Genomic DNA, 12,647 nt, shown 5'->3' with positions numbered 1-12,647 from the left:
GCAAAGCCTCTTACAATTTTAGGGAAAAGTACTTGGCTCCTACCTATCAAAACACCAATTCATATTCTCCGGAACTCAACCTTACCTCCATTTCTCCTGAACGGAGTACTTCCCCGTTCAGTAAAATCTCTCCCGTTGCAGCAATGGGCATTTTTACAATCGCCGTAGTATTTACAGGCACTTTAATTTTCCAAGTGATCTGTTCGCCCATCCGTTCCCAATGACTTCCAATTGTCCCATATGGGGAATCGAAACTTGCTTTTACGCTGTCCAAGCCTTCTACAAACACGGGCTGCAATTCAAAAACTTTAAAGCCAGGGCTGTCTGCACCCGCTTTGATCCCCGCCAAATACTCGTAAAACCAAACTGTCAAATCCCCTAAGAGCATGGTGTGGTTTTGGGAGTTCATAGTGGGCTTGGCCACATTGCCGTGCCAAAGCTCCCAGATGGTAGTAGCACCGTTTTCGATCATATAGCCCCAACTGGGAAAAGTCGTATTGGTGGCTATTTTCAATGCCAGATCAGCCCTGCCAAAATCAGAAAGCGTCCGCATCAACCACTGTGTGCCGATAAGGCCAGTGCTCAGGTGACCGTTGTTTTTGACTTGGATGGTCTCTACCACTTGATCAAAAACCTGCTGTCGATCATCTTCGGGTACCATTCCAAATGCCAATGGCAGCAAATTATCGGTCATTTTATTTTCGCCATAAAAACCGTCCTGATAAAACGCCTGCTGAAAACCTTCATGCACTCTTTCCTTTAGGGCTTGATATTCCGGGATATCTCTTTGCTTACCGAGAACACGCGCAAAATCGCTCATCATTTCCATAAAATGGTAATAGTAAGCGGTGGAGATCAGTGCACTTGGCCGCTTTACATCTGCATTTTGGCCTGTTCCCGCTTCGATACTGGGAGGTGGCACCACCCAGTCGCCATAGCTGTCCTTGGTGACGATAAATTCATCGTTCATATAACGGTCAGCCATATAGACAAGCCACTTTTTCATGGCAGCATAATTTTCACGGATCACGCTGGTATCTCCTGTCTGCTGATACAGCATATCAGCGATCATTAGGTAAGTACCCGGCCAAGTCATATTGTCACTGTAATAGCGCCAGTAAGCAGGGGCTACATCAGGCAAGGCTCCATCTGCTTTCTGAGCCAGTCGTATATCCTCCAGCCACTTCTTATACAACCGTACATTATCAAACATGTAAAACTCACCATGCGCTCCTACCGCGCGGTCTCCCAGCCAAGGCTGCCGTTCATTCCGCTGCGGACAGTCCACCGGCATACCTTTGTAATTACCGGCAATGCCCCACCAGGCGTTTTGATAGATTTGGTTTAGCACAGGATCTGAAGTTTCGAATTGCCCCAAAGTCCTGATATCATCGTACACCATTTTGCCTAAAAAGTCTTCTATCTTCGGCTCTCTTGGGTAACCTGAAATCTCCACAAATCGAAATCCATGATAGGTAAAACGCGGCTCCCAAGTGACTTCTTGGTCATCCTTAAGAATGTAGGTATCGGTGACTTTAGCGTCACGGAGGTTGGTCATAAAAAGCTCACCATCTTCTTGCAGGGACTCGGCGAATTTTAACTTTACGGTATCTCCTTTTTCTCCTTGCGCCGTCATCTGCAGCCATCCCACCATATTTTGGCCCATGTCCAGGATGTATCGGTCTCCGCCAATCGCTTCCAGCGATATAGGCACAACTTCCCTCATCACTTTCATATTTTCGTTCATCTGCGCCTCGTAATCCCCTCGTGGTTCCTGCACATATTCGGCTTGAAGCCAGGATGAATCATCAAAACCTACGCTGTCCCATCCGGGAAATTCCTTGTTGGCATCGTAGTATTCTCCATCGTATTCATTGTTATTCCTGATCGGGCCATCGGCGGTACCCTTCCATTCGTCACTGGTCGAAACCACCTCTTTACTGCCATCTGCATAGTGGATGATAAGGTTAAAAAGCACCTTTGGAAAACCGAAATTCTTGATTTTATAGGGTTTATAATTTTGGCGCATGGTAAAATACCGGCCATTCCCTAACATAATCCCCACGGCATTTTCGGCCTCTCCACGGAGCATTTCAGTGACATCATAGGTATTGTATTTTACATTTTGGGTATAGTCTGTCGGAGAGGGTGCCAGCACCGCATCACCCACTTTTTGGCCATTTAGGTGCAGCTCATAAAGCCCCAAACCCATGAGGTAAACAGTGGCTCGCTTGATCTGCTTTTTTACTTCAAATTCATTCCGGAAATACCGCGCTCCCAAAGTCGGAAAAGTCGAAATATCTTCCCAAGGAAAAGCCCTGTCGAAACCTATCCAGCGCCCCCGCCAATCCTTGTAGTACGGCAATCCAAAACTCCAATGTGCCGTAGCACTCCAAGCACTCGACCCATGATTCGTCCAGACTTTTACCCTCCAATAGACTTTGGTATCCTTTTCCAGCTCCTCACCTGCATATCGCACGTTTAAGCACTCATCCGAAGCGACCTTCCCGGAATTCCACAAATCCGCCTCCTCAGTATTCAACAGCTCCGGTGATGATGCTACTAACACTTGATATGCCTCTTGGTAGGTGGCCTTTTGATCTGTCGAAATTTGCCAGCTTAATTTCGGAAATCGCACATCAATGCCTGACGGATTGGTGAGCATCTCCACCTTAAGCCCTTCCACAGCCACATCACCTTCAGGATGGCCCATGACCATGGATATCAACATAAAAATTAAAAGTCCCGAAGCAGTTAATCGTTTCATCATGTAATATTATTTAAACTTCCTGTTCCTCGTTTGAAACGAGGAACAGGAACGAGGAACAAGTTTGTAACAAGCGACAAACGAACATGGCAATTATAATGCGAATGACCCAGCACTAGCCCATTCACTAGACTAAGCATCACTAAACTAAGGCTCGTTTGTAACGAGCCTTAGTTTAGTGATGCATTTGCAATGCCATTCGCTCCAATCCTTCTGCGTGCCCCACTTCCACTCCATTTACCAGCACATGCAACCCTTTTCCCTTATTGTATTTTTCACCAGTTTTATCCCAGAATATGGTTACGATATTTCCCTGATAGGCAACATTATCCAGACAGAACCAATCCCATTTTGCTGCTGGCACCAATGGGTTTACCTCAAACCGACCTCCCGGACCTGGCCGGAATCCCACGAGTCCAGTGATGATCATGTCATTAAAAGTAGAATGGTTATAGTAGCGGCTTCGCTCTTGGTCGCCTTTCAGCCAAAAGCCGGTTTTTTCATCCAGGTATTCTCCGATATACGGGCGCCCGCGGTAATATTGAGACTCCACATATTTTTCCATTTGGGTAAAATAATCGGATTTATCCACCATGTCCTGATGGTAGTTGTTCAATAAATTCGCCATGCCCGTCATGGTCTGACTAGTAGCAAATGGCCAAATGGCTCCGTCCCATTCGCAATTACAGCACCCATGGGTCCTAAAATCAGGATGGCGACACTCGGCAGTGGTCAAGCCAAAAGGAGCCATAAAGCCACCTTCGTCTGTCACTTGGTCCCAAGCGGCATGGTAGGGATTTTTGTCCTCCGGAAGGTTAAAATACCAAGGGATAAAACCGATGGCCTCCCGAACTTGCGCAAAGCCGCCCTCTTCTTTCACTGTCTCAAAGAACAAATCCTCTTGGTTCCACAGGTGCTCCTGCACCAATTCCTTGATACGGGCGGCCCTTTCCTCGTACTCTTTTGCCATGGCATCATCCCCTTTGAGTGCTGCGATTTTGGCTATGGCCTTCGCATTGCCGTACATGTAGCTGTTGATGGTAGGACGCACATTTTTGACATGTCGTCCGCCACTGATGGATTCTTCCATGCCATCTTTTACGTCGATTTGCCAAAACAGACCATCCTCCCGCTGCCGATTGTCCACCCACCATTGGTATTCTTTCAGAAGGTCTGGAAGCATATCCAGCAGGTATTGTTTGTCCCCGGTCACCAAATAGCGTTGGTACAAGGCATCCGCTGTCCAGCTGCTAAAACTATGCAGCTTTTCCATGGGCTCACCCTCATTGCCGCGGTACCACGTGTGGACGATCTGGTCCAGGTATTTGGGATCGTGCAGCCATCGGGACTCATAAATGTGATGCCCCAGCGCACAGCTGATCAAATTGTACTTATCAGAATAAGACCGTTCCACCAAAAATTCGGTCATGGCATAGCCCACGGGAGTTTCCTTGATATGCTTTCGCAGTGACCACCATCGGTAGTAAAACATCTCTTCGAAATTCTCCTGAGGAGCTTCAAATAGTGGGATATTTTCCTCCATCCATTCCCAAGATTCTGAATTTGGAATGGCTTGGGCAATATTTTCGTCTTCCATGCGGTTAAAGTATTCCGCATAGTGTTTAAAGTCTTGCTTATTTAGAATAGCTGGCCCCTGAGCATCGGCCGTCGTGGCACAGCTGCCCAACAAAACCGCAATCAGAAGACCGAGAAAAAGTATTCGCAAAGGCGCAAAAGCGCTAAGTTTTTTTGAGTAATGCATGTCCTATATTATTGATTTTCGGCCAAAGATCTTTCATGTTCTATGCTGGCCATCACAGCTGGAGCGGTGCCTTTGGGGTCATTCTCTTTGATCGGTTCGGAAATGTAATATTCAAAACTCCCATCACGATTACCATCACCGCCCAGTCCCGCTACAGAGCAGACATCGGTCACGGTAACGGTACCATCTGCTTCCACTTTAAAAAACTGATTGACCAGGCCTTCATAGCCTTTGTTGGCCGTAGCTAAATAGGTTTCGGGCAAATATCCTTTACGAACGCCCTTATACAGAAAATACACAAACATCCCTGTTCCGGAAGCTTCGAGGTAATTTCCCTCACGATCTCCCTGATCGGTCACTTGGTACCAAGCACCGGTCTTTGGGTCCTGATGGTCCTTTATGCCGACGGCAATGCTATTGGCCATCTCTATCAGCTTGGCCCTGTCTGGATGATCCTGAGGCATATAATCCAGGACATCCACGATCGCCATCACAAACCAGCCCATGCCACGGCTCCAGAAATTGGACGATAGTCCGGTCTCCTTATCTGCCCAGTCTTGCTCCCTGCTTTCATCCCAACCGTGATAGAGCAAGTGCTTCTCAGGATCAAAAAGCACCTCATAGGCAGCAATCAATTGCGCCGCGGCGTCATCCACCTGTGCGGACTGATCAAAAGTAGCTCCATAAGCTGCCAAAAAAGGCCCTGCCATATACAGGCCATCCAGCCACACCTGATGGGGATATTTTTTCTTATGCCAGAATCCACCATCCGAAACCCGTGGATGCTTCTCCAATTGTTGCATCAAGGTATCCAAAGCCTTGCGAAATTTTTCTTCCCCAGTTTCCTGATAGAGCGGAATCAGTACTTTTCCGGAATTGATGTTATCGATATTATAGATTTCCATCTTGTAGGTTTTGATGGTGCCATCTTCCTCGATGATGTTATCACCAAAACCTTTCACAAATTCAAAATACTTGTCATCGCCCGTGTACTGCCACATGTCCAACATGGCCTTGCATACCAAGCCTTCATGGTAACCCCAATAGGGATCGCCCACGATCCAGTCCTCCAAACGAGAAATATCAGAATCTGCCAACCGCACAGACCATTTTTCCTCTGAAGGTGGCGCGGTTTCTTCTTGCGCCTGGTTGGTTTCTTTTTTGCCACCACAGGAAATCAGCATGATGACTGCTCCCCAGATCAACGTATAATTGATAATGTTCTTTTTCATCTCATTTTTATTTTATTGAGTCCGAGACTCAAGTTTCAAGGTGCTGGGGAAGAGACCCGGCCGCTAATGGCTCTCGTTTGTAACGAGTGGCCAACGAGCCTGAGCATTTGAAATGCTCTTTAGCATTTTTTGAAGCCTAAGCCATCCTAAGCAGTCCGGATTCAAACCCAAAATGGCCCTAAATGGCGCTCGTTTGCAACGAGCCGCCTCACGAACACCGGCATTTGAAATGCCTTTTGCAATATGAAATTTTCAAACCTTCCAACATTCAAAACTTAAGCCTTACCTACCTGAAATCTCATATACTTCGCCCGCCTCTGTATCCAAGTCATATTCATAGTACTCCTGCAATGTTACCGGATTCAATGTCGCTTGTTCGGAAACCAACGGCTGCTTCACTTCCGGCAGATCAAAGAAATGATTAGGATTATTTCCAGAAGCTTCTTCCAGCCCTTTTGCTTTAAGTTTATTGCCAGCGCGCAATCGTAAATTCCCGCCGAGGGTGGATTTGATCACGACTTTATCCACTTTATTGTCTTTCCAGGTCAGCCCCACAATTTCGAACCCTCCCCTGGCCCGCAATCCTTCGATGCTACCCTTATCCCAGACGTTGGGAAGTGCTGGCAGGAGATGAATGGCGCCTTCCTGGCTTTGCATGAGCATCTCTGCAATCCCTGCTGCACAGCCAAAATTCCCATCTATCTGAAACGGTGGGTGAGCGTCAAACATATTGGCATAAGTCCCACCACCGCGTGTGGAAGGAGTAACAAGGCTCAGTTGATTTTGAAGGAGTTTGTAGGCATGGTCGCCATCCAAAAAACGTGCCCAGAGATTCACTTTCCACCCCATAGACCAGCCAGTGGATGGATCGCCCCTAAACATCAGGGAAGTTCTGGCAGCATCAAATAACTCCGGTGTCCGAAATGGGGAAATTTGGTTGCTTGGGAATACACCATAAAGGTGTGACACATGGCGGTGCTTGTCTGCTGGATCGTCCCAGTCGTGCATCCACTCTTGCAGCTGTCCGTATTGTCCCACCTGCATCGGTGCCAATCGCTTACGGGTGGCTTTTAACGTATCTGCAAACGCCTCATCTTGTCCCAGAATTTCACTGGAACGGATCAGGTTGGAAAATAAATCAAACATCAACTGATTATCCATCGTTACCCCTGCCGCAATGGTCGCGCCATGCACATGGCTATTTTCTGGAGAACTCGAAGGAGACACGACCAACCAGCCATGCTCTGGCTCCTCGATCAGCACATCCAGAAAAAACTGAGCGGCTCCCTTCATGATCGGATATGCTTCTTTCAGAAAATCCTCGTCACCGCTGTAAAGGTACCGCTCCCAAAGGTGCTGGGTCAGCCAAGCTCCTCCACTTGGCCACATGCCTGATGCGGCATAATCGATCGGGCCAGTGATACGCCAAATGTCCGTATTATGATGAAGCACCCAGCCGCGGGCACCGTACATCATTTTGGCCGTTTCTCGGCCTGTTTCGCTCACTTCCCGTACCATCTGCAAAAACGGCTCGTGCATCTCACTCAGATTGGTGAGCTCTGCTGGCCAATAGTTCATCTCCGCATTGATGTTCACGGTATATTTACTTTCCCAAGGTGGAAATAGCATATCATTCCAAATACCCTGCAGGTTAGACGGCTGGCCGCCCGGCTGGGAGCAGGATATCAGCAGGTAGCGTGCAAACTGAAAATAAAGCGCTGCCAGTTGGGGATCATTGACTTCAGCAAACTGCTGGATCCGCTGGTCGGTTGGTTTTTCTGCAGCCTCGGTGCTGCCAAGGTCAATGGCCACACGGTCATAAAACTGCTGATAATAGGCAATATGTGCACTTTTAATGGCATCAAAATCCTTTTGGAAGGAAGCATTTAGAATCTCGGCCGCCTTCTTTTCATATTCAACTGATAGGTCTTTATAATTCTTAAAGTTGGTGGCAATGGAAATATACAAGGTCACCTCATCGGCACCTGCGACACTGATGAGTCCATCTTTGGTCACCATTTCGCCACCTTTGTTTTTAGCTTTGATTCTTCCTTGGAACTTCACTCCTCCACGTTGGTGGTCGTGTGTTTGGGAAACTCCCGAAAGGGTAAGTTGGTCTTCCCTGATCCGTACATCGGCATTGTCATGTGGACTGGTCATTTGGACATTACACGTAATGCTGCCGGGTCGGTCTGCTGTCAACCTCACCATAATGACATCATCCTCAAAAGCGCTGAGGACTTCTCTTTTGTACTGGACACCGTCCACAGAATAACTTACGGTACTGGTGGCCTCCTCCAAGTTCAGGTCACGGTAATAATCTTCATAACCTTGATGTCCCGGAAAAGAAATGTAAACATTCCCAAACGTTTCATAAGGCATCCCGTCATTGGTTTGTGACATGATCCTTTCATCGGCCAATTCCTGTGCGGCCTGATAGTCTCCTTCAAAAATCAATTGCTGCACATAAGGAATGGCCTCTTTGGCCTTGGTATGAGCATTGCTGTTGGGTGATCCTGCCCAGATGGTCTCTTCATTCAATTGCAATCGCTCCATTGCCGGTGCCCCGAAGACCATCGCGCCCAAGCGGCCATTGCCCAGTGGCAACGCTTCGTTCCAGTTTGAGGCGGGTTTATCATACCACAATTTCCAGGAAGTATCCTGCGCGTGAAGGGTAAGTATCGTTACTAAAAAAACGAAAATTAAGCTTGTTGTCCTACGCATTTGATTTTATGGTTATTAGGTTATTGAGTAATAATGTGCTAACCGCACTAATCCAGATTTGCAATCTGGACTCCGAATAATTGGGGATTTAAAATCCCCTGCCCGGATTATTTGGGTTTGGGATTTAAAATCCCAAACAGCTATAATTTGAAATACTGCCTATTTCAAAACATTGAATAAGGCTGCTCTACCCTTAATCGCATTTCCGACGCTGGCCCTCGTTTGTAACGAGTGGCCCAACGAGCTCGGCATTTGCAATGCCAACTACTCCATGACATTAAATAAGGCATCCTTCCCTTTAATAGCATTTTCCGGAAGTCCATCCCCATTCTCCCCGAACACTTTCAGGGCATTCTCATCTTCGATGGTCACGCCACTTTCATCTATATAACCCTCATCATCTTTTAACTTGTCGATATCCAAATCCAAATACTTGGCCATAAACGGATACATCGCTTGCCGTTTTGAATACTTATAATCATGCCCTTCGGAGGGAAAATGAGCATTAGTTACTTTATCTTTTTCTCCATAGAACCCATAGGTCCGTTGGATAAATGGAAACTCTAATTCAGGAACAGTGTGCGTCCAGTCGCCGCCATCAGAGATGACCAGCATGGGCCGAGGTGCTGCCATCGCAGCAATCTCCGCATTATTAGTGCCTCCAGCACAAAGATGGATCGGCTTCCCACTTTCGCATGGACAACCTCCCGAAAAATGGGAAGAAACCATCACGGTGGGCACGGCTACTTTGATGCGATCATCAATGGCTGTCAGCAGCATGGTTTGTGACCCACCGCCTGACCCACCCGTAATGCCCACACGCTGAGGATCCGTTTCCTTGAGCGCTGAAAGGTAATCGATCCATTGCAGCCCATTCCAGGTTTGGATGGTGTGGGCAGCGCTAAGCCGATGGTCTTCAGAGGCAAACTGCAATTGGGATTCTCCCCAAGCAAACAAATCATAGGTGACGACCACCGCTCCCATTTTGGCCAAGGTGGCTGCTCTGATTTGTTCGCTTTCGCGATAACGTCCCTGGCCAAAGTGCCCGTTTGGCATGATGATAATGGGATGGTTGTCCTTCAGCGGACGAGGCTTATATACTGAACCGGTGGTGTAAACCCCCGACAACACTTCCAAGGCCACATTTTCTACTGTATAGCCTTTGTATTTTCTTTTTTTGGTAATGATGGGAGCAGAAGAAGGCTTTTCGGGAAGTGCCAACAACCCCAAGGCCTCGATCATGCACTGACGCAACTGGGATTTTCTGTCTTCCCAAGCCATTTTGGTAGCATATAGCGTTTCAAAAAAGGCCAGTTCTTCCTTGGCAATTGAGATGGATTTTTTGTGGTACTGAAATGGCTTAATGGAATAAGTATCTTCATCTTCCTGATAATAGGTAAGGTCAAAAGGAGCCAGCACGGCCGTAAGGGAATTATCCAGGTCACCTTGCCGGATTCGCCAAAAGGCATAATCCAGTTCCTTGCCGTCCACTAATTTCCCATCATAGTGGAGTGTAACGTGAAAAGTCGTTTCAATCCTTTCAAGGGTCTCTTTTAATGTAGCGTTATAATGATTGTCAGCATCTTGAGCAGATAGATCTGTAACTTTGGACAGCAAAAACAGGGTAGTCATGATCAAAAGGAAAGCAGTCCATTGATGCTTCCCATAGCGGACCCCTCGGTTCCCTATAGGGGAGGCCAGCACACCAACCCACTGTCGACAGTGGACAGTGGACAGTGGACGGCCTTTCATAGCCAAATCAACTGAACCCCATCTCCTTCTACCCATCACACCATTGGCTTTTCGAGTTCAAAGTACTTGTACACAGCCTCGGGCCAAGCGTAGCTTCCTGGCTTGATGGTCAACACCATATCAAGGTCCACAGCTTTTAACCGTACGACACCAGGGCTAAGCTCCTGCATGGGAATCAACGCACCGAGGGAAAGTTCTTCGATCACCGCACAGGTGGTCGCTCCACCTTCCAGTAATAATTCCCGCACGGGCACTTCTTCGATCACCCTTGAGACCGCCTGGGCAGTGCGCTTTTTAAGGATTGCCGGGTAATTGTCAAAGCTCACTTTCTTTTTACCGTACCCCATGATGACCCGGTCACTATCTTTTAGTCCTTGGCTTACATCCTGCACCCAAGCTTCGGTACCGGCGGGATTATACGTTTCTTCGGTTAGCAAATCTGGCATTTCGCTAAGGTGAACGCCTTTTTCCACTGCTTTTTCGACAAAGTCCTTGCTGTTTTGATGGCTACTGCCGGCGATCATCAGGCTATTGCCCAAAAAGGAAAGCGGATCCGGTTCTTGCCCAAGCATCCATTCCGGGAAATTACGCTTCAGGCACATCTCAAAAAATGCGGCACTTCCTGCAGGCAGCACTGAATCATCCATTAAGCTGGCCCAGGTGTACAAGTCCTGCATAGTCTGGGAGTCAGGGATGTTAAACCCGGCTTGAAGGTCCTCTTCTTCAGAAAACTTTCCATAAGCTACAGGCAGTTCATCCTCTCGCAAAAGGTCCTTTACATTGGCAGAAAAAGCCGGAAATGTAGGATCGTCCTTAAAACTAGTTTCGTTCAACGGTCTTCCTTTCACATAATAAATTCCCTCACTGATGCTTCGGCCGGTGTAGGGATTGGCCGGTACCAAGAGCATTTTTTCCTTGTGGAGATTTTTGGCCAGTACCTTTAGCTCTTTGGCCACATGGCCACGCATCACGGAATCGGATTTTTTGAAGATCCAGGTGATGCCCATGTTCATCAGCTCGGAGGCGATCCTGTCCGTTTCTTTTAGGGCGGCCGCCTCGGTCATGGATCGGGTGTCCGTGGCGATCACCATCACGTCAGCACCACTTGCGGGACTGGCATCCAAGGAAAAGGATACGGGAATTCCCCATCTCAGGCATACACCGGCTATTTCGGCAGCCCCGGTAATATCATCGGCTATAACTGCTATCATGTTTCTTTCTGTTTTTTGCCATTGGAATGGCATAATCAATCGCTAAGTTCAACGCATCTTCTGAGGCGATTCCCTGCCCTGCAATCTCGAAGGCAGTACCATGGTCCACAGAAGTACGAATGATCGGTAAACCAAGGGTAATGTTAACGCCCTTTACACTCTCCATGGTCTTGGATTCATTGTTCCATTTGAACCCGACCATTTTAAAAGGAATATGCCCTTGGTCGTGGTACATGGCCACACAGCCATCGTAATATCCCTGCACGGCTTTGGCAAAAAGGGTGTCCGGTGGAACAGGACCTTCGGCTTCATATCCTTCTGCTTGGGCAGTCTGTACAGCAGGCAAAATCTCCTTATCATCCTCGGTGCCAAAGAGCCCGCCATCACCGGCATGGGGGTTTAGCCCCGCCACGCCAATGCGTGGTTTTTCGATGCCAAACTGCACACAGGCTTGGTGCAGCAAACGGATGACGTCCAGCACCCGGTCTTTTTTTACCAGATCACAGGCCGCTCGCAAGGGCACATGCGTAGTCACATGGATTACCCGAAGGTTTTGCTCCACGAGCAACATCGCAAATTTCTCCGTACCGGTAAATTCTGCGTATATCTCTGTATGGCCGGCATAGTGATGACCAGCCAAATTAATCGATTCTTTGTTAATGGGGCTGGTGACAGTCGCATCAACTTCTTCACTTAACGCCAGTTCAATGGTTTTTTTTACCGATTGAAAAGCCGCTGCTCCAGACATGGCACTGACCTTGCCCATCTCCAGCTGATCGACATCCACATTGTCCAAGTCCACCACCTCGATTACTTGCGGGTCAAAGCTGGCCTCCCGAACCTCCTGGATCGCCCTCACGGTCAATGGAGCATTTAACTGTTTGGCCATACGCGCAATGGTCGCCGCATCGCCCACCACCAATGGCTGACATTTGGCATGTAATCCTCCATTCCGAAAGCTCTTTACGATGATCTCGGGACCGATCCCTGCAGGATCGCCCATGGTGATGGCTATAATTGGTCTTTCCATATTTTTCTAATTATCTAGACATAAGATGTGAGATAGGAGACATGAGATTTTTGGTCTCAATCTCCATCTTGACCTAACTTTCTTTTTCCTAAGTACTTTCCTCTTTTTATCGGCTATGCGGAGGGCTCAGCCCCAGCATTCCTATTTCTCATATCTCAATACTCACGTC

General features: G+C 47.8%; 7 protein-coding genes. All 7 read right to left on the bottom strand.

Features of this window, described 5'->3' with window-relative positions; all coding sequences use genetic code 11:
- Positions 1-46: 46 nt before the first annotated feature.
- The 7 genes from FDP09_RS05575 to pdxA all read right to left on the bottom strand — a co-directional run bounded on the left by FDP09_RS05575 (position 47) and on the right by pdxA (position 12,478).
- On the bottom strand, positions 47-2,770 hold the full coding sequence (locus FDP09_RS05575; RefSeq protein WP_229683362.1) for an alpha-L-rhamnosidase: 2,724 nt from the start codon (positions 2,768-2,770) through the stop codon (positions 47-49).
- 172 nt (positions 2,771-2,942) lie between these two features.
- Positions 2,943-4,529, bottom strand: a complete 1,587-nt coding sequence (locus FDP09_RS05570; protein ID WP_137401707.1) for an MGH1-like glycoside hydrolase domain-containing protein — start codon at positions 4,527-4,529, stop codon at positions 2,943-2,945.
- Positions 4,530-4,537: 8 nt separating this feature from the next.
- Positions 4,538-5,761 (bottom strand): glycoside hydrolase family 88/105 protein, encoded by a 1,224-nt coding sequence (locus tag FDP09_RS05565; RefSeq protein ID WP_137401706.1) that lies wholly within the window; start codon positions 5,759-5,761, stop codon positions 4,538-4,540.
- A gap of 282 nt (positions 5,762-6,043) precedes the next feature.
- Positions 6,044-8,485, bottom strand: a complete 2,442-nt coding sequence (locus FDP09_RS05560; protein WP_137401705.1) for a glycoside hydrolase family 95 protein — start codon at positions 8,483-8,485, stop codon at positions 6,044-6,046.
- A gap of 264 nt (positions 8,486-8,749) precedes the next feature.
- Complete coding sequence (locus tag FDP09_RS05555; RefSeq protein ID WP_187328804.1) at positions 8,750-10,273, bottom strand: CocE/NonD family hydrolase; 1,524 nt, start codon at positions 10,271-10,273, stop codon at positions 8,750-8,752.
- A complete protein-coding gene (locus FDP09_RS05550) occupies positions 10,273-11,448 on the bottom strand; it encodes a four-carbon acid sugar kinase family protein (protein ID WP_137401704.1) in 1,176 nt (391 codons plus the stop codon). Before FDP09_RS05550 ends, FDP09_RS05555 begins: the two co-directional genes overlap by 1 nt.
- Complete coding sequence (pdxA, locus tag FDP09_RS05545; protein ID WP_137401703.1) at positions 11,426-12,478, bottom strand: 4-hydroxythreonine-4-phosphate dehydrogenase PdxA; 1,053 nt, start codon at positions 12,476-12,478, stop codon at positions 11,426-11,428. Before pdxA ends, FDP09_RS05550 begins: the two co-directional genes overlap by 23 nt.
- Between the last annotated feature and the right edge of the window lie 169 nt (positions 12,479-12,647).

The sequence above is a fragment of the Echinicola rosea genome (assembly GCF_005281475.1).
GTDB classification, from domain to species: Bacteria; Bacteroidota; Bacteroidia; order Cytophagales; family Cyclobacteriaceae; genus Echinicola; species Echinicola rosea.
The sequence above is the reverse complement of the archived record's forward strand: the minus strand, read 5'-3'. Positions and strand labels throughout refer to the sequence as shown.